This is a genomic window from Rugamonas aquatica (genome assembly GCF_009380215.1).
GTDB classification, from domain to species: domain Bacteria; phylum Pseudomonadota; class Gammaproteobacteria; order Burkholderiales; family Burkholderiaceae_D; genus Rugamonas; species Rugamonas aquatica_B.
Map to the genome: position 1 here is coordinate 21296 of NZ_WHUG01000005.1, position 17763 is coordinate 39058.

17 protein-coding genes and 1 riboswitch are annotated in these 17763 nt (G+C 64.2%); of the genes, 12 read left to right on the top strand and 5 right to left on the bottom strand.

What is annotated here, in order from left to right; genetic code table 11:
- Positions 1-13: 13 nt before the first annotated feature.
- On the bottom strand, positions 14-2839 hold the full coding sequence (locus GEV02_RS14085; RefSeq protein WP_152838592.1) for a M16 family metallopeptidase: 2826 nt from the start codon (positions 2837-2839) through the stop codon (positions 14-16).
- Between the two features lie 95 nt (positions 2840-2934).
- Positions 2935-3084: riboswitch (FMN riboswitch) on the top strand.
- Positions 3085-3181: 97 nt separating this feature from the next.
- On the opposite strand from GEV02_RS14085, the gene ribB reads away from it, so the two are divergent.
- Positions 3182-3844, top strand: coding sequence for a 3,4-dihydroxy-2-butanone-4-phosphate synthase (gene ribB, locus GEV02_RS14090; RefSeq protein ID WP_070360301.1), 663 nt, complete (start codon positions 3182-3184; stop codon positions 3842-3844).
- On the opposite strand, the gene GEV02_RS14095 is transcribed toward ribB, so the two are convergent.
- Positions 3841-5229, bottom strand: coding sequence for an MFS transporter (locus tag GEV02_RS14095; protein WP_152838594.1), 1389 nt, complete (start codon positions 5227-5229; stop codon positions 3841-3843). The two genes, ribB and GEV02_RS14095, sit on opposite strands and share 4 nt — an antisense overlap.
- A gap of 109 nt (positions 5230-5338) precedes the next feature.
- On the opposite strand from GEV02_RS14095, the gene GEV02_RS14100 reads away from it, so the two are divergent.
- From GEV02_RS14100 to GEV02_RS14125, 6 genes are read left to right on the top strand one after another with little or no spacing between them, the layout of a single operon-like run.
- A complete protein-coding gene (locus GEV02_RS14100; RefSeq protein WP_152838595.1) occupies positions 5339-6208 on the top strand; it encodes a LysR family transcriptional regulator in 870 nt (289 codons plus the stop codon).
- A gap of 52 nt (positions 6209-6260) precedes the next feature.
- On the top strand, positions 6261-7049 hold the full coding sequence (locus tag GEV02_RS14105; protein ID WP_152838597.1) for an MlaE family ABC transporter permease: 789 nt from the start codon (positions 6261-6263) through the stop codon (positions 7047-7049).
- Between the two features lie 13 nt (positions 7050-7062).
- Positions 7063-8031, top strand: coding sequence for an MlaD family protein (locus GEV02_RS14110; RefSeq protein WP_152838599.1), 969 nt, complete (start codon positions 7063-7065; stop codon positions 8029-8031).
- A complete protein-coding gene (locus GEV02_RS14115; protein WP_152838600.1) occupies positions 8028-8678 on the top strand; it encodes a hypothetical protein in 651 nt (216 codons plus the stop codon). The genes GEV02_RS14110 and GEV02_RS14115 overlap by 4 nt, the downstream gene beginning before the upstream one ends.
- Positions 8679-8721: 43 nt before the next feature.
- Positions 8722-9219 (top strand): DUF2867 domain-containing protein, encoded by a 498-nt coding sequence (locus tag GEV02_RS14120; protein ID WP_152838602.1) that lies wholly within the window; start codon positions 8722-8724, stop codon positions 9217-9219.
- A gap of 27 nt (positions 9220-9246) precedes the next feature.
- Positions 9247-9597: a translation initiation factor Sui1 gene (locus GEV02_RS14125; RefSeq protein WP_152838604.1), complete on the top strand. Its 351-nt coding sequence runs from the start codon at positions 9247-9249 to the stop codon at positions 9595-9597.
- On the opposite strand, the gene GEV02_RS14130 is transcribed toward GEV02_RS14125, so the two are convergent.
- Positions 9594-10211, bottom strand: coding sequence for a cysteine hydrolase family protein (locus GEV02_RS14130; RefSeq protein ID WP_152838606.1), 618 nt, complete (start codon positions 10209-10211; stop codon positions 9594-9596). The two genes, GEV02_RS14125 and GEV02_RS14130, sit on opposite strands and share 4 nt — an antisense overlap.
- Positions 10212-10318: 107 nt before the next feature.
- Here GEV02_RS14130 and GEV02_RS14135 point away from each other — a divergent pair, with 107 nt between their 5' ends.
- Positions 10319-11308 carry a GlxA family transcriptional regulator gene (locus tag GEV02_RS14135; RefSeq protein WP_152838608.1) on the top strand — a complete coding sequence of 330 codons (990 nt, stop codon included), beginning with the start codon at positions 10319-10321 and terminating at the stop codon, positions 11306-11308.
- A 12-nt stretch (positions 11309-11320) separates the two neighbouring features.
- On the opposite strand, the gene GEV02_RS14140 is transcribed toward GEV02_RS14135, so the two are convergent.
- On the bottom strand, positions 11321-12586 hold the full coding sequence (locus tag GEV02_RS14140; RefSeq protein WP_152838609.1) for a DEAD/DEAH box helicase: 1266 nt from the start codon (positions 12584-12586) through the stop codon (positions 11321-11323).
- A 121-nt stretch (positions 12587-12707) separates the two neighbouring features.
- Here GEV02_RS14140 and GEV02_RS14145 point away from each other — a divergent pair, with 121 nt between their 5' ends.
- Positions 12708-13697 carry a dipeptidase gene (locus tag GEV02_RS14145; RefSeq protein ID WP_152838612.1) on the top strand — a complete coding sequence of 330 codons (990 nt, stop codon included), beginning with the start codon at positions 12708-12710 and terminating at the stop codon, positions 13695-13697.
- A gap of 6 nt (positions 13698-13703) precedes the next feature.
- On the opposite strand, the gene GEV02_RS14150 is transcribed toward GEV02_RS14145, so the two are convergent.
- A complete protein-coding gene (locus GEV02_RS14150; RefSeq protein ID WP_328595814.1) occupies positions 13704-14870 on the bottom strand; it encodes a mandelate racemase/muconate lactonizing enzyme family protein in 1167 nt (388 codons plus the stop codon).
- Positions 14871-14963: 93 nt separating this feature from the next.
- Here GEV02_RS14150 and GEV02_RS14155 point away from each other — a divergent pair, with 93 nt between their 5' ends.
- From GEV02_RS14155 to GEV02_RS14165, 3 genes are read left to right on the top strand one after another with little or no spacing between them, the layout of a single operon-like run.
- On the top strand, positions 14964-15881 hold the full coding sequence (locus GEV02_RS14155; RefSeq protein ID WP_328595815.1) for a LysR family transcriptional regulator: 918 nt from the start codon (positions 14964-14966) through the stop codon (positions 15879-15881).
- Between the two features lie 16 nt (positions 15882-15897).
- Complete coding sequence (locus tag GEV02_RS14160) at positions 15898-16272, top strand: DUF2946 domain-containing protein (RefSeq protein WP_235922777.1); 375 nt, start codon at positions 15898-15900, stop codon at positions 16270-16272.
- Between the two features lie 57 nt (positions 16273-16329).
- Positions 16330-17745: a PepSY-associated TM helix domain-containing protein gene (locus GEV02_RS14165; protein ID WP_152838616.1), complete on the top strand. Its 1416-nt coding sequence runs from the start codon at positions 16330-16332 to the stop codon at positions 17743-17745.
- The last annotated feature ends 18 nt before the right edge of the window (positions 17746-17763 follow it).

Genomic DNA, 17763 nt, shown 5'->3' on the forward strand with positions numbered 1-17763 from the left:
ACAGGCGGCCCGCCTACTTCGCCGGATACAGCACCACCTGCACATAGTTGTTCATGTCGAAATAGCGCCGCGCCGTCTCCTTCAACTCCGCAGCCGTCAGCGCCGTCACGCGCGATTCGTAGGTCAGCACCTCGGCAGGATCGGACTGATTGACGAAGGCGTTCATCATCACCGCCATCCAATAGCCGTTCTCGCGCAGGCCGTTGCGGTAGTTCTTCAGCCAGGTCGCCTTCACCTTCTCCAGGTCCGCATCCAGCGCGCCGCTTTCCTTGATCTTGTCGATCTCCGCAAACGTCGCCGCCAGCACCTTGTCGACATTCTCCGGCGCGCATGGCAAGGTGGCCGTCACCGCGTAGTGCTGGTACGGGATGCGCTCGATGCCGCCGCGTATGCCGCCGCTATACATCGCCCCCATCTTCTCGCGCAGCACCTCGATCAGTTTGATGTTCAACACCTCGATCAATGCCTGCAAACGCATGCGCTCCTGCGAGGAGAACTGCGTCTCGCCGGTGAAGGACAGCGAGATTGTGCTCTTCGGCTCCGAACCCGCATGCACTTCCTTCTTGACCACGCCGCGCACCGGCCGCACGCCCTCGTCCTTGAACGCCACCGGGATATCGCCCACCGGCAGGCTGGCCAGATACGTGGCGATCAGCGGCTTGACCTTCTCGACATCGAAACTGCCCGCCATGAAGAACGTGAAGCCCTTGGCGCTGGACATGCGGCTGCTGTACAGGTCCACCGCGCGGTCCATGCCCAGCTGGTCGAAATCGGCCGGCTTGGGCGCACGCTGCACGCGCGGGTTGTTGTTGTACAGCGTAGCCGTGATCGTATCGCCCAGGATCGACTCGGGCCGCGCCAGGTTGTTCTTCGCCAGTTCGCGCTGACGGTCCACATACGCGCTGTAGATGACGGGATCTTTGCGCGGCTGCGTCATGTTCAGATACAGCAGCTGCAACATCGTTTCAACATCGCCCTTGCCGGAAACACCGCTCGCCATCTCGTTAAGCGAGCTGACACTGGCACTGGCGCCCGCCGTCTTCCCGGCCAATACCTTCACCAGATCGCTCGGCGTGTAGTTCTGCACGCCCATCTGGTGCACGATATTGCTGGCGTAGCGGGCGCTGAACAAGTCCTGGTCGCCCAGCAGCGACCAGCCGCCGAAACGCAAGCCTGTCACGATCACCTGGTCGTTATTGAAATCGGTAGGCTTCAGCACCACCTTCACGCCGTTGCTCAGCACAAGCTCGGTGAATCCCAGCTTGGCATTGACGGTCTGGCTGACGATGCTACCGGCCTTGGGCGGAACCGCCATCAGCTGGCTGGCGTACACCTTCTCCTCCCGCGCACTGACGCTGATCTTTTCGGCGGCGCTGGCCACGGCCAGCAGCTCATCAGCCTTCGGCGTGAGCGTGCCCGCCGCCTCGCTGCCGGAGTAGACCACCAGCTTGTTCTGGCTGTCGGGGATCGCCGCGCGCACGGCCGCATTCACTTCCGACAGTGCGATGCCCGGGATCAGCTCGTTGGCGTAGCGGTACTCCGCCGCGATGCCGGGGATGCTTTCCTTGTCGAGGAAGTTGCGGATGTACTCCCCCGCATAGCCGGACGAATCGGACTTGTCACGCTCGTTGTACATGCGCTCGAAGTTGCGCAGCAGGCCTTTCTTGGCGCGCTCCAATTCGGACTCGGTCACGCCGTACTGGCGCGCGCGCTGGTCTTCCTGCACCAGCGCGTTGATGGCCGGCGTCACGCCGCCCTTGCCCAGCACCGCGCCGGCGACGAAGGAGCGATAGCCGCGCATCACGCCACTCATGCCGCTGAAGCCTTGCAGGAACGGCGGATTGGCCTGCTGCGTCAACTCATGCATGCGCTGGCCGAGAATGAAACCGTAAATATTCTCGATCATCTTCTGCCGGTAATCGGCGATGGTGGTGCCGGGTTCCCATGCCTGGATCGGATAGCGGATGAAGACCGAATTGCTGCCGATCTCCTTGTCGGTAAAGACCACGCCTTCAGGTTCGGCGCGCTCCGGAATCCTGGCATACTCGCGCGGCCGCTCGTTCTGCGGATTTTTCAACTTCCCGAAATGCTGCGTAATCAGCTGCTCGGCATCGGCCGGCTCGATGTCGCCGACCACCACCACCGCCATCAGGTCCGGCCGATACCAGTCGCGGTAGAAGCGCTTAACTGCGTCGTACTTGAAGTTCTTGAGGATGTCCTCCTTACCGATGGGCAGCCGCTGCGCATAGCGCGAGCCGTTCAGCACCTTCGGCAGCAGCACCTTGTTCATGCGGTCGTCCACGCCTTTACCCAGCCGCAGCTCCTCCAGCACGATGCCACGCTCGCTGTCGATGTCGGCGTCGTTGAAGGACAGCCCGTGCGCCCAGTCCTCCAGCACCTGAAAGCCCTGCTCCACCACCTCGCGCTTCTCGGTCGGTATCGGCAGCACGTATACGGTTTCGTTGAAGGTGGTGTAGGCATTGAGGTCGGCGCCGAACTTCACGCCTATCGTCTGCAGGTAGGACACCAGTTCGTTGCGCTTGAAATGGGTCGAGCCGTTGAAGGCCATATGCTCGGTGAAGTGCGCCAGGCCTTGCTGATCGTCGTCCTCCAGGATCGATCCCGCCTTGACCACCAGCCGCAGCTCCAGCTTCTTCTCGGGGCGGCCGTTCTTTTGCACATAGTAGGTCAAGCCGTTGGCCAGCTTGCCCACCTTGACCTGCGGGCCGATGGGAATCTGATCGCTCAAATTCAGCGGCGGCTGATCGGCGGCTTGCGCCATGAGAGTACACGCCAGCAGAACGGCGGCGGAGGCGCTACGCATTGTCATCAGCTTCATACCCGTTGCAATTTTAGGAAGGAAAAGGCTACCTTACACCGAAATTCTTAATTTGGGCTAGAATCCTTGCTCGCCTGCCAGCCGGCAGGTTTTAACGACGTCTTCGGGGCGGGGTGCGATTCCCCACCGGCGGTAAGGCCAGCGATGGCCAAGCCCGCGAGCGCCTTTGCAATCCACCGCAAAGGGTCAGCAGATCTGGTGTGACTCCAGAGCCGACGGTATAGTCCGGATGAAAGAAGATGTGCGGTGACGCGGCCTCCCGCCCGAGCGATCGGTGCGGCGGGCCGCGCGTATTCGCTTGCCCTGTCGCGTTTTTCGCCAATTTTGCGAGGAGCGTTCCACATGTTTGACCAACAATCCGCAGTATCCCCCTATTCCCTCGTTTCGGACGATCTGGAAGGCCGCATCGCCGCGGCGCTGGACGCCATGCGCGCCGGCGTGCCGGTGATCCTGCTCGACGATTTCGACCGCGAGAACGAAGCGGACCTGATCGTCGCCGCCGAAAAAATCACCGTGCAGTCGATGGCGATGATGATCCGCGAATGCAGCGGCATCGTCTGTCTCTGCCTGAGCGCCGACAAGGTGCGCGCGCTGGAACTGCCGATGATGGCCGCCGATAACGGCAGCCGTTACGGCACGCCGTTCACGGTGTCGATCGAAGCGCGTGAAGGCGTGACTACCGGCGTCTCGGCGGCCGACCGCGTCACCACCATCCGCACCGCCATCGCGGCGGACGCCGTGCCGCATGACCTGGTCCACCCGGGCCACGTGTTCCCGCTGCGCGCCACGCCAGGCGGCGTGCTGGCCCGCAAAGGCCACACCGAAGGCTCGGTGGACCTGGCGACGATGGCGGGCCTGAACCCGGCCGCCGTGCTGTGCGAACTGATGAACCCCGACGGCACCATGATGCGCGGCGCCGACATCGAAAGCTTCGCCGAACTGCACGGCATGCCCATCCTGACCATCGCCGAGATGATCGAATGGCGCCGTAAGCACGGCGTTTAAACCGGCTTACCCAGTTTGACGTAGCGGTACACCAGCAGCAGGGCCCCGGCGTATGCCGCTGTAATCAGGCAGAACGACAGCGGCAGACGCCACGCCCACTCGGGCGCCATATGCATCACGGTGCCCATCATCGCCACGCCGACCAGGGCGCCGATCTGACGATTGGCGTTCAGCGCGGCGGCGGCGCTGTTGGAATGCGCCTTGCCCGCCACCAGCATCACCGTCGCCGTCATGCCCGGAATCGCGATGCCGATGGCGAAGTTCATCACCACGGCGGCAAGCACCAGCAGCCAGTAAGGCGTTTGCGGCGTCAGGCCGATCAGCATCACAAACGCCATCACCAGCCCCACCATCAAGCCATACAGCATCGGCGGCCGCGTGCCGACACGCGCAGTGATGCGTCCCGAAGTCAAGTTGCCGACAGCGAAAGCGGCCATCATCGGTATCAGCTTCAAGCCCGTATGCAGCGCGTCCGCGCCGGACTGCTGGATGAAAAGGCTAAGCAGGAACAGTTGACCGAACACCGCAAAGTTAATCAGGAAGCCGACGCCATTGGCCGCCGCGAAAGCCGGCGTATCGAACAGCGCCCGTGGCAACAAGGGGTGTGCGCCATTGCGTTCGCGCCGCACCAGCATGAAGGCCGCCAGCACCGTCGCCACAACCGCGCCCAGCACCGGCGCCGAGCCCCAGCCCAGCGACGGACCTTCGATCAGCACAAAGCTCAGCGCCGCCAGCGCCACCACGCCCAGCAGATGGCTCAGCATCGACAGCGCGCGCTCATGACGCGGCGTAGCCGGCGCCACCACCTGCGTCAGCACGATGCCCAGCAGGCCGATAGGCACGTTCACCCAGAACACGCTGCGCCAGCCGAACGAATGCACCAGCAGGCCGCCCACCAGCGGACCTGCCGCCGACGAGCAACCGACGATGGCCGACCACGTTCCCAGCATGCGCGCGCGGGTGGCCTGGTCTTCATAGGCATGCGTGAGCAGGCTGAGGGAGCTAGGCATGAACAGCGCAGCACCGGCGCCTTGCAGCAGGCGCGCAGCGATCAGCGCATTGCCGCTCGGGGCCACAGCGCACAGCACGGAACCGAGGATGAACACACTCAGGCCGCCTTGATAAACGTTCTTCGGGCCGAAGCGGTCAGCCAGCGCGCCGCCCGCCATCAGCAGCGCGGCGAAGGTCAGCGTGTAGCCGTCCACCACCCAAACCAGGCCGGTGAGCGGAACGCCCAGGTTGACGGAGATATCGGATAAGGCGGTATTGACGGCGGTGACATCGATCATCGCCATCACAAAGCCTATGGCCAGTGTCATCAACACCAGCAAGGCGGGAATCTGGCGCGGCTGGATCGCCGGCGCCACGGAGACAGGGGTAGTCATGGTGCGTCCTTTAGAGAGATGCGCCGATGTTAGCCCGCTTGCATGATGCAGTAAATACGCATAACATCAGCACTCCGATGCAAAAATGCATCACCCTCGGACACACCGCATGGATTGGGACAACGCCAGGATCTTCCTCGCCATCTACCGCAAAGGCACGCTGCGCTCGGCCGCCGCCTTCCTCGATATCGACCAGGCCACCGTCGGCCGGCGCCTCAACGCGCTGGAGGCCTCGCTTGGTGCGCGCCTGTTCCTGCGCACGCCGTCCGGCTACCTGGCCACGCCGGCCGGCGAACTGGCCGTCACCGCCGCCGAATTGATGGAGCACGCTGCGCTGCAGTTCCAGCGCGAGATGCAGGGCATCGACAACCGCCTGTCCGGCACCGTGCGCGTCGCCACCTCGGACACCATCGCCAGCCACTCGGTGCTGGGCGCCATGCAGCGGCTGCACGTCATGCATCCCGAAATCCGCGTCATCCTGAGCACCAGCACCGAGATCAGCAACCTGACCCGGCGCGAAGCCGAGCTGGCGGTACGCACGCTCAAGCCCACCAGTCCCGACCTGATCTCGCGCCACCTGGCCCGGCGCAGCATGGGCCTGTACGCCACGCCGGCCTACCTGTCCGAACGCGGCATGCCGATCCCCGGCAACGGCATGCAGGGCCACGACATCATCATCTACCAGGGTTCGGTGGCGCCGCGCCACAAGGAGAAGCTGTGCCTGGAGCCGATCGCCAACGCCCGCGTGGCGATCGAGGTCAATAGCGGCATGGTCATGCTGGACGCCGCGCGGCGCGGCATGGGCGTGGCCGAACTGCCCTGCCACATGGCCGACGGCGATCCGCAACTTACCCGCGTATGGCCCGAACGCGTCGACCACTACGAGGTCTGGCTGGTGATGCACACCGATCTGAGTCGCAGCGCCCGCGTGCGCGCCACGGCCGACGCCATCATCGCCACCTTCGCGGAAGAAGAATAGGCGCGGCCGTGCCGGACACCTTCCGACGCCGTCGCGGTGCTAAGATGACCACATGAGCATGGACGCTTCTATTCCTCCGGCGCTGCGGCGCCTGAACCGCGCAACCGTCGCCTGGCTGAACAGCTGGTGGCGGCTGCTGCAATTCGCCGTGCTGATGCTGCCGCTGGCCTTCAGCCCCACCAGCTATCGCGGCGCCAACCGCAACCTGCTGGCGCGCCACATCGTGCGCGACACCGCCCCCAACCTGGCCTGGTATGGCGTGCTGTCGGCGCTGGTCAGCCTGGTGTTGATCCGCATCGTGGTGGTCACCTCGCAGAGCTATGGCCTCTCGCGCTTCGCGCTGGAGATGGTGGTGCGCGTGCTGGTGCTGGAGCTCATCCCGCTGACCGCCGCCGCCTTCGTCGCGCTGCGCACCACCCTGCCCGCCGGGCTGGAGTTCTCGCAAAGCCGCAACAGCGCCGCCAACACCAGCGAAGCGGAACTGCGCCAGGAATTCTTCCCACGCGTGGCCGCCGGCGTGTTCGCCGTGTGGATACTGGCCGCCGTCAGCTGCGTGATGACGCTGATCCTGGCCTACCTGTCGATGTACGGCTTCACGCCGTGGGCGCTGCCGGGCTACACGAGGGTGGTCGGCCAGGTGTTCAACCCGGCGGTGGCGCTGATCCTGGTGTTGAAGATCGTCTTCTTCAGTTTCGCAGTCGGCCTGATACCGATGGCCTCCTCCTTCTACTTCGGCAGCAGCTACCGCGCCAAAGTCACGCACGGCCTGTACGACATGGTGCGCCTGTTCGCCGTGATGCTGCTGATCGAAATCGCCTCCTTGATGGGCAACTACTACTGAGCGGAATAAAGCGATGACCGAACAAACAAACGAAGTGGCGCCGGTGCGCAACGCGGAATTCAAGGCGGCCCTGCTGCTGGTGCTGATGGTGGTGCTGGTGGCCGGTTCGGCCCTGTACCTGATGTATGCGCGTGGCGCCTTCGAATCGACGCAGACGCTGGTGCTGCAAGCGGACGATTCGGAAGGCGTCACCGTCGGCATGGACGTCACCTTCGCCGGCTTCCCGATCGGCCGCGTGCGGCGCATAGAGCTGGGCAAGGACGGCAAGGCACGCGTCATCGTCGACGTGCCGCGCAACGACGCGCACTGGCTGCGCAGTTCAAGCATCTTCACGCTGGAGCGCGGCCTGGTGGGCGGCGCAAAGCTGCGCGCCTTCAGCGGCATTCCGACCGATCCGCCGCTGGAAGACGGCGCAGCCCGCGCGCTGCTGGTCGGCGATGCCGGCGCCGAAATTCCGCGCCTGCTGGCCGCCGCCAAGGATCTGCTGGAAAACCTCAACGCGCTGACGGCGGAAAATTCCGCGTTGGCCGCCAGTCTGGCCAACGTGCAGGGCGTCACCGGCAAGCTCAATGGTCCAGGCGGCGCCATGGGCCTGATCGCCGGCGACGACAAGAACGCCCAACAATTGACTGAGCGCGCCAACAAGCTGCTGATTACCGTGAACGCACTGGCCACCAAGGCCGATAGCCTGATAGGCCACGCCGACACGCAAGTCTTCGGCAAGCAAGGCGTGATGACAGACGCGCAGGCGACCATCGTGCAGCTCAACGGCCTGCTGGCGGACGCCCGTAACAGCCTGAAGAAAATGGATGCGGTGCTGGTCGAAGCGCAAGCCGTCGGTGCCAACGCCAAGGAGGCCACGGCGGATCTGGGCGTGCTGCGCGGCGAAGTGGAAAGCAGCTTGCGCCGGGTGGAGCAGCTGGTCAATGAAATCAACCGTAAATGGCCGTTCAAGCGCGACACGGAGATCAAGCTGCCATGAAGACTACCGCTCACCTGATTGCAGCACTGACCGCCGCCACGTTGCTGGCCGCCTGCGGCAACAACCCGCCGGTGCCGGACTGGCAGATGAACGCGCAAAGCTCCATCGAACGCAGCACCGCAGCCTACATGTCCGGCAACGCCCGCGTGGAAGCGGCCGAGTACCAGCGTGCCCGCGCAGCGCTGGCCAGCACCGGCAAGGTCGATCTGATGATACGCGCCGAGCTGATACGCTGCGCCGCGCGCGTCGCCTCACTGGTGTTCGAAGACTGCGCCGGCTACGACAAGCTGTCGCAAGACGCCACCCCGGCCGACCGCGCCTACGCCGCCTACCTCTCCGGCCGCGCCAGCGCCGCCGACATTGCGCTACTGCCGCCCCAGCACCAGCCGGTAGCGGCAGGGATCAGCACCACCCAAGCCATCACCGACCCGCTCTCGAAACTGGTGGCCAGCGGCGTCCTGCTCCGCGCCGGCAAAGCCACGCCGCAGGTGCTGAGCGACGCCGTGGACACCGCCTCCGCCCAAGGCTGGCGCCGTCCGCTGCTGGCATGGCTGGGCGTCCAGGCCATGCGCGCCGAGAAATCGGGCGACACAGCCGAAGCCCAACGCATCAAACGCCGCATCGACCTGATTAGCGAAAAGCCGTAATGTGATACTGTTGGGGCATACTCTTTCATGCACCCGGAGCGCCATGATTTCCGTCATCGACATCCCGCCTCAAAGCGAAATATTCCGCCACCTTGACGGCGCCGACTTTTACGACTGCTACGAAACGGCCATCAAGCCAACGCCGCGCTCCGCGCTGGACTTGTATTTGCAAGTGGTCGCAGGTACCCCGGCATGGATCAACAGCCTGATGGCGTTGCGTAATCGCGTGGTCCAGCTGGTCGGCCTGAAGAACCTTGGCGGCCTTGGCGACGTCAACGCCGCCAAAGCGGCCAGCGACTACCGCATCGGCGACCGTGTCGGCATCTTCACCATCCGCTACCTCAGCGAGCAGGAAGTCATCCTCGGCGACACCGACAAACACCTGCACGTCGAAGTCTCCGTCTGCAAGCTGCAGGACAAGGTCGCCATCAGCACCGTGGTCCACATCCACAACCTGCTGGGCCGCGTCTACATGCTGTTCGTCGCGCCCATGCACCGCCGCATCGTGCCGGCATCGCTGAGGAACGCCCGTTTTATCTAGACCGGCTTCTGCTAGAATTCCGGCTCTATGAAAACCCGCCTCGTCTACTCCACCGAAACCGGCCGCATGTGCCCTGACTGCGGCCAGCCTGTCGCCGATTGCAGCTGCAAGGCCGCCGCCAAAGCCAAACCCGCCGGCGACGGCGTCGTGCGCGTATCGCGTGAATCCAAAGGACGCGGCGGCAAGACCGTCACACTGGTGAAAGGCCTGGCGCTGGACGCGGTCGCACTCGCGCTGCTGGGCAAGCAGCTGCGCAGCGCCTGCGGCTCCGGCGGCACCGTCAAGGACGGCGTCATCGAAATCCAGGGCGACCACTGCGACCTGGTGATGGAAGCCCTGAAAAAACAAGGCCACCAGCCCAAGCGCACCGGCGGTTAACGGGTACGCTGGTTCGACAGATAGATGTTGTCGGATTCCAGCTTGCGGCCGTCACGCACCGCCGCCTGCCAATCCTCGGTGCTCACCACCGCGCCGAAGTTCGAATGGAACACCGTATTGAAAACACGGTGTATCTCCTCCGCGCTGGCCTTGCCCGCCGCATTCTCATACGGCAGCGCGCCGGTGGCATTCTCCAGAACCTCCACTTGCAGGCCGCGATGCTTCGCCTCGAAGATGGTCGACGCATTGCAGTTGTGCGTCATGTAGCCGGCGATGGTCAGCGTATCGATGCCGCGCTCCTTCAGCCAGTCGGCCAGGTCGGTCCCGGCAAACACGCTGGCCATGCTCTTGTTGATGAAATGGTCGTGCGCTCGCTCGGCCACCACGGGATGCACTTTCCAACCGTCCGAACCCATGCCGAAGATCGGCGAAGCTTCCGGCGCATCGTGCTGCACCACCACCACGGGGATACCGGCTTCGCGCGCGGCGTCCATGGCGCGGCCGATATTCGGCAGCGAAGTCTCAACCGGTGGATACTCGATCTTCATCTTGCCGGTGAAGTATTCGTTTTGAACGTCGATCACGATCAAGGCACGGCGTGGGGTTGCGGTCATGTTGTTCTCCTGTAGGATAAGGCGGAAGCGCCCGGTGAGTGACATTCTGCGCCGCCGCACCGTTATTCAAAAGTGGCCCGAAGGCCACCATACGATATAATCAGGCCATGTCGACACGCACCCCGCCCATCCATAAATACCGCATCGCCGTCATCGCCTTCGACGGCATCAATCCTTTTCACCTGTCGGTACCATGCCAGGTATTCGGCGCCCAGCGCGCCGACTGCGGCAGCGCGACCTTCGACGTCAAGGTATGCGCGGAAGACCCGGCCGCGCCGCTGAGCACCACGGCCGGCTTCGACATCGTCGCCACCCACAGCCTCGCAGCACTGACCCGCGCCGACATCGTCATCCTGCCATCCTGGCACGCCGACTGCCGCCCGGCTCCCGCCAGCCTGCTGCATGCCTTGCGCCGCGCCCACCAGCGCGGCGCGCAGGTAGTGGGCCTGTGCATAGGAGCGTTCCCGCTGGCAGAAGCCGGCCTGCTGGACGGCTACACGGCCACCACCCACTGGGCCTGCGCAGACACCATGACCACGCGCTACCCCAAGGTCAAGGTCGACCGCGAAGTCCTGTATGTCGATGAGGGGAAAGTGGTAACGTCGGCCGGCGTGGCAGCGGGCCTGGATTGCTGCCTGCACCTGCTGCGGCAGCTGTGCGGAGCGGAGGTTGCCAACCGGGTGGCGCGGCAGTTGGTGGTGGCGCCGCACCGGCAGGGAGGACAGGCGCAGTTCATCGAGCGCCCGCTGCCAGTGACCGGCAGCGACGACCGCTTCGCACAAGTACTGGCGTGGGTTGGAGAGGATCTGACACAAAACCACGGCATCGACGCGCTGGCCGAGCGTGCGCTGATGAGTCGCAGGAACTTCACGCGCCACTTCCGCAACGCCACCGGTACCTCGTTCAAACAATGGCTGCTGAACCAGCGGCTAACCCACGCGCAGCATCTGCTGGAGAGCAGCGAAGTATCGATCGAAGTGGTGGCGCAGCAGGCGGGATTCGGTTCCGCGCTGTCATTGCGACAGCACTTCCGGGCGGCGCTGCGGACCTCGCCGTCCGAGTACCGCAAGCTATACCGCTCCGCCGCGCCGGAGTGACGGCGCGAGTCCTTACTCGTCCGAAGCCGTACCTGCGGCCGCAGCCGCTTCGCGCAGCTTGTCCTTCTTGCTCTTGCGCTTGCCCTTGATGCCGCCGTTGACGGTGTCCGTCACCGAATTGGCTGGCGCAGGCGGCAGCGTCTCCACCGCCTCAAAGCCCGCGATTTCCTCACGCGGCAGCAAAATACCCTGGCGCTTCTCGATCAGGCGGAAATGCTGCTCCGTCTCCGCGCTGACGAAGTTGATCGCCACACCACTCTCACCCGCGCGGCCCGTGCGGCCGATGCGGTGCGTATAGTCCACCGCCGAACGAGGCAGATCGTAATTGACCACCGCTGGCAGTCGAGCAATGTCGATACCACGCGCCGCCACATCGGTCGCTACCAACACTTGCAGACGGCTGGCCTTGAAGTCGCCCAGCACCTCGGTGCGCGCACCCTGGCTGAACTCACCGTGGAAGGCCCCGGCGCGGATGCCGTTTCGGTTCAATTTATCGGCCACATGCTCGGCCGCGTACTTGGTCGCGACGAACACCAGCACCCTGCTCCACTTGTGCTCCTGGATCAGATGCTTGAGCAGCATGGTACGGCGCGGCACATCGACCATGATCGCACGCTGGGCGATATCCGGCTTGCTCACCGGCTCGGACAGCACCTCGATGCGCGTAGGCTGATGCAGCATGCCATCCGCCAGCGCCTGCACCGCCGGCGGGAAGGTCGCCGAGAAGAACAGGTTCTGGCGCTGCTTCGGCAGCAGCTCAAGGATGCGGTTCAATTCTTCGCTAAAGCCCAGGTCCAGCAGGCGATCCGCCTCGTCCAGCACCAGCATCGCCGTGCGCGAGATCTTCAGCGCATTGTGGTCGATCAGATCCAGCAGCCGTCCCGGCGTGGCGACGACGATATCGGCGCCTCCGCGCAAAGCCATCATCTGCGGGTTGATCGACACGCCACCGAACACGATCGACACCTTGACCTGCATAGACAGATGCGACGCCAGCTTGCGGATCGACTCGCCCACCTGCGCCGCCAGCTCGCGCGTCGGCACCAGCACCAGGCCATGCAGCTGGCGCGGGCCGCTGCGGTTGTCCAGCAGCGCCTGCAACAGCGGCAGCGCGAAGGCAGCGGTTTTGCCGGACCCGGTCTGCGCCGCACCCAGCACATCCTCTCCGCGCAGGATGGCGGGAATGGCAGCGCTCTGAATGGCGGTCGGCTCCTGATAACCGATTTCGGTAACGGCGTTAATCAGTGAGGGAGCAAGGCCCAGCGAAGAAAAAGACATGTTGGCCTTAATAATGTGAATTTGTCGCCAGTATAAAGCATGCGCACCACACCCCGGCCGCCGTGATTTGCCCTGGACACGCATTCGTGGGAATATAGTATTTTCGACAAAGCCTACGAACATGATTAACTGGGACGCCCACGCTTGCCTGCCGCAGCATCCTCAGGCCGACTTCACGCCCGTCCAGCGGCTGCACGCCGCCGGGGTGAACTACGTCTCACTCAATGTCGGCGGCGACATGAACCCGGTCTCGCAAGTGATGTCGGTGATCGCCGGCTACCGCGCCACCATCGCCTCAGATCCCGACCGCTACGTGCTCGTTTCGAGCGTGGACGACGTGATCCAGGCAGCAGCCGACGGCCGCATGGCCATCAGCTTCGACCTGGAAGGCGCGATGCCGCTGCTCGAACAACCGGAGATGGTGGCCCTGTACGCCCAGCTGGGCGTGCGCCAGATCCACTTGGCCTACAACCGCAACAACAGCATCGCCGACGGCTGCCACGACCTGCCACGCGGCCTGACGCCGCTGGGCCACAGCATGGTGGCAGCGGTCAACGACGCCGGCATGCTGATGGACTGCTCGCACACGGGCCGTCTGTGCAGCCTCGATATCATGGCCGCATCATCGCAACCGGTGATCTTCAGCCACTCGAATCCCTACGCGCTGGTGCCGCACGGCCGCAACGTCACCGACGAACAGATACGCGCCTGCGCTGCCACCGGCGGCGTGGTGTGCATATCCGGCCTGTCGTGGTTTGTGGGTAAAGAGCGGCCGGGCGCCGACGATGTCGCCCGCCACGTGGCTTATGTGGCTAACCTGGTGGGTGTATCGCACGTCGGCATAGGCCTGGACATCTGCTTCCAGCAGCCGGGCCTGGACGATACGCCACCCGGCGTTTTCGACCCGGGCCACTGGTGGCCCGCTTCCGCCGGCTACAGCGCCGAACGCCCGCCAACGTTCACGCCGCCGGAAGTCTGGCGCCAACTGGCCGCCGCGCTGCGCAAGGTCGGCATGACCGACAGCGAGGCCGAACTGGTCATGGGCCGCAACATGATGCGCGTGGCGCAGCAGGTCTGGAGCAAGCCGCAGGCTCTGTTGAAAGCGGCCTGACGACGATCACGCGCTGAGCGCCTGCATCTCCGCATACAGGTTGACCTTGCCCTCGAAGCCGATGCCGACGAGGTCCGGCATGGTGATGTAGCCGTTATCGACCGTCACGCCATCCGGGAAGCCACCGAACGGCTGGAACAGGTCCGGGTACGACTCGTTGCCACCCAGGCCCAATCCCGCTGCGATATTCAGCGACATCTGATGACCGCCGTGCGGGATGCAGCGCTTGCGCGACCAGCCATGCTCCTGCAGCATATCCAGCGTCCGCAGGTACTCGACCAGGCCATAGCTCAATGCGCAATCGAACTGCAGCCAGTCGCGGTCCGCGCGCATGCCACCGTGGCGTATCAGGTTGCGTGCATCCTGCATCGAAAACAGGTTCTCGCCGGTGGCCATCGGCTTATCGTAGTAATTGCGCAGCGTCGCCTGCAATTCAAAGTCCAGCGGATCGCCCGCTTCCTCGTACCAGAACAGGTCATACTTCGACAGCGCCTTCGCATACTTGATCGCGGTGTCCAGATCGAAGCGGCCGTTGGCGTCCACCGCCAGCTTCTGGCCGTCGCCCAGAACACTGAGGATGGAGTCGATGCGGCGCAGGTCTTCATCCAGCGAGGCGCCGCCGATTTTCTTCTTCACCACCGTGTAGCCACGGTCGATGTAGCTGCGCATTTCGTCCTTCAGCTTCCCGTGGTCCTGGCCCGGATAGTAGTAGCCGCCCGCAGCATAGACGAAGATCTTGCGGTCCGGCGTGCCGTTGCCGTAACGGTCAGCCAGCAGCTGGAACAGTGGCACGCGTTCGATCTTGGCGACGGCATCCCACACCGCCATGTCGATGGTGCCAATGGCGACCGAACGTTCGCCATGGCCGCCCGGCTTCTCGTTGGTGAACATGCAGTTCCAGATCTTGTGCGGATCGAGGTTGGTGCCGGCGTCGTTCATCAGCGACACCGGATCCGCTTCCAGGATGCGCGGAATGAAGCGCTCGCGCATCAGCATGCCCTGGCCATAGCGGCCGTTCGAGTTGAAACCATAGCCCACCACCGGCTTGCCGTCGCGGATAACGTCCGTGATAACCGCCACCAGGCTCAGAGTCATCTTGCTGAAATCGATGTAGGCGTTGCGGATGGGGGAACTGATAGGGATGGTCTTTTCGCGGATCTCGACGATTTTCACGGTGCTGTCTCCAGTGGGCTAAGAATGGGACCAAGCTTACTCTTGAAAAGCAGTCGTATAATTCACTGATATTTACTCCTTTATACACTTCAAGTGAATAATGACATCGTCTCCGAATTGTCTTTCTTCGTGCTGCTGGCGAAGCTGGGCAGCCTTTCCGCCACCGCGCGGGAGCTGGGCATCACGCCGCCGGCCGTCACCAAGCGCCTGATGCTGATGGAGCAGCGCCTGGGCGTGCGCCTGCTGAACCGCACCACGCGCCGCGTCAGCCTAACCAGCGAAGGCGAAACCTACCTGTCGCAAGCCGCCCGCATCCTCGGCGACATCCGCGACATGGAGGAATCGGTATCGAGCAGCCGCGCCGCGCCCAAGGGCCTGTTGCGCGTGAACGCCACGCTGGGTTTCGGTCGCACCACCATCGCGCCATTGGTCTCCGCGTTCGCCCGCCGCTATCCGGACGTGGAAGTGCAACTGCAGCTGACCGACCGCGCCATCAACCTAGTGGAAGACGCCTACGACCTGGGCATCCGCTTCGGCGAACTGCCCGATACGCGACTGGGTGCGCGCAAGATCCTGTCCAACCGGCGCTTCCTGTGCGCCTCGCCGGCCTACCTGAAGCGGCGCGGCATGCCGCATCTGCCGCAGGATCTGGCGCAGCACAGCTGCATCCTGCACCGCCAGAACAACGATACCTACAGCACCTGGAAGCTGCAAAAGGGCCGCAAGGCCGAGACGGTGAAGGTACACGGCAGCCTGTCCAGCAACGACGGTGACGTGGTGCTGGGCTGGGCGCTGGACGGCCACGGCATCCTGCTGCGGTCCGAATGGGACGCGGCCAAATACCTCGACAGCGGCCGCCTGCAAGTGGTGCTGGCCGATTACACGCTGCCGTCGGCCGACCTGTACGTCTACTATCCGAGCCGGCAGCAGCAGCCGGCCCGCGTGCGCGCCTTCATCGACTTCCTCGCGGAGAGCATTCCGGCAGCGGCAAATAAACGCCATCGGATATAATGACAACATGATCGAAATGGCAAAACGACAAACGCTGCACATCTGGATAGCCTTGCTGGCAATCCTGTTCAGCGCACTCGCGCCTTCGATTTCGCACGCACTGGCCGCAGCCGGCGCCGACACCGTGGAAGTCTGCACGGTGAGCGGCTACAAACTGGTCAAGCTCGCCCCCGGCGACAACGGCAAAGCCCCAGCATCCGCCAAGCACGGCATGGAGCATTGCGCGTTCTGCGCCACACACGGCGGTTCCGACGCCATCCCCACCGCACCGGCTACCGTGCTGCTTGCGGATGGCGGCCGCGCTATCTACCCATCCCTCTTTTACGCCGCCCCGCAGCCGCTGCACGCATGGTCTGCGGCTCACGCACGCGCACCGCCCTCCCTCGTCTGATCCCTGCCCACGGGCGCACTTTTGTGCGCTAGGTCAAACTGTCTGACGAGGATAGCAATGAGCTTATCGTATTCTGCTACGGCCGCAGTCACGCGCGCCGGCCTGTATCGACGCATCTGGCGCTGGCATTTTTTTGCCGGCCTGGTTTGCGTACCTTTTATTTTTTCACTGGCGGTGACTGGCGCCATGTACCTGTTCCATCGCCAGATCGACGACCTGGTCTACGCCCCGCAAATGCTGCGCGCGCAGGCCAGCGACAACATGCAGCAGCCGTCCCGGCTGATCGCCGCCGCGTTGCACTCCTACCCAGGGCGGCCCAAGGCGCTCAACCTGCCTGAGGACGACCGGCACAACGCGCAGGTGGATGTGATCCTCCCCGACGGCAGCACGCTGCAGGTGTTTGTCGATCCCGCCACCGCCAAGGTTGCAGGCACCATCGCAGAAGACCAGCGGATCATGACCACCGTGAAGCACATCCATTCGCTGGCCATCGCCGGTGACGGCGGCAAGGTAGTGATTGAAATCGTGGCCGGCTGGATCATCGTCCTGATGTCCACCGGTGTCTACCTGTGGTGGCCGCGTGGCCGTCGAGTGGGCGTGGTGTCGATACGGCCGGGAGCCGAGGGGCGAACGTGGTGGCGCGATCTGCACGCCGTCACCGGCGCCTTTAGCGGCATCGTCATCCTGTTCCTGGCGCTGACCGGCATGCCGTGGTCTGTGTTCTGGGGCGCAAACGTCAACGCATGGCTGACCGCGCACGATCTAGGTGTCCCGAATGGCATGTGGCGAGGCGTACCCAAATCCACGCTGCCGGCGGGCGCCCTGGGCGAACTGCCGTGGACCCAGCAGCAGCTCGCGGTTCCTGAATCGGACGATCCGCATGCACACCACAAGGCCGTGCCGCACGAGGCCAGCGCCAACGACTATGTCCTGCTAAGCCACTCCGGCACGGCCAGCCCGGACGCCGTCGTCGCGCAACTGGCATCGATAGGCATCGATCGCGGCTACCGGCTTGCGTTGCCGCGCGATCCCCGTGGCGTCTACAGCGCGATCCGCAGCACCGGTCGTACGGAGGACCAGCGCGTGATCCACATCGACCAATACAGCCGCAATGTACTGATGGATATCGGCCCGGAGCGCATCGGCGCGATAGGCCGCATCACCGAATGGGGCGTCAGCGTGCATCAGGGCGGAGAGTACGGCACGCCCAACCTGCTGCTCATGCTGGCCGGTTGCCTGGCGCTGATCGCGCTTTGCATCAGCGGCATCGTCATCTGGTGGAAGCGCCGTCCCACCGGCAGGCTGGCCGCGCCCGAGCGCCGCAACAGCGACCAGCTGGCGCGTGGCGTCGTGCTGATCGCCGTGGTGCTGGGCTGCTGCTTCCCGCTGCTCGGCGCATCCATGCTGGCCGTGCTGCTGCTCGACACGCTGATCGCCGCGCTGCGCCGCCGTCCGCACACAAACTATCAATAACAGTAACTATCAACGACA